Genomic DNA, 609 nt, shown 5'->3' with positions numbered 1-609 from the left:
CTGTTGGAGACGCTGGTGAGCCCGTTCTGGATTCCCTTGCGGACCATGGCGCGCTGCTTGCGCGGAATGGCTTTCATGTCGGCTTCGGCGTCGCCGGTGATGGCGCGGCGGAAGGTGTAGTGGAGCGGAGGCCGCTCCGGCCATCCGGGATCGGCCGTGTCGCGCCGGCGGAATTCCAGCAGCGGCACGCCGGTCCGGCGCATGAGGGCGAGCGCGTACTCCTCCAGCGCCTGTGCGGCCTCCGGCGTCACGGATACCGGGCCGCCATAGACGCAGAAGGGCGTTGAGATGAGCGCATCGCCGAAGAGGCGCGTGCGCATGCGCGCCAACGGCAGTACGCCGGTGATGGCGCCGTCCTGCTCGGCATAGACGAAGTGCGTCGCGTGCCCGAAGGCCTCCCGGATGACCTTCCGCCAGGCCGGGAGGTGGAAGAAGGTGGCCTCCGGGGTCGAGCGCACGAAGACCTCCCAGACCTCCTCGCTCCATGGGGGGGCATGATCGTCGAGCTCACGGATGCGCACCGCCGCGCCAGCGCGGGACGGCCGGGCGATCCGCTCCTCCGGGGCGAGGGCACCCACGCTCAACTCGCCATCGCGTGCAGCTCGGCGG

1 protein-coding gene is annotated in these 609 nt (G+C 70.8%); it reads right to left on the bottom strand.

Going from position 1 to position 609, the window contains the following annotated elements; translation table 11 throughout:
* Positions 1 to 578 (bottom strand): GNAT family protein (locus tag AC1DWF_RS36215; RefSeq protein ID WP_476843276.1); only part of this gene is annotated, 578 nt, incomplete at its 3' end.
* Positions 579 to 609 lie beyond the last annotated feature (31 nt).

The organism is Aminobacter sp. P4_D5, assembly GCF_056401815.1.
The sequence above is the reverse complement of the archived record's forward strand: the minus strand, read 5'-3'. Positions and strand labels throughout refer to the sequence as shown.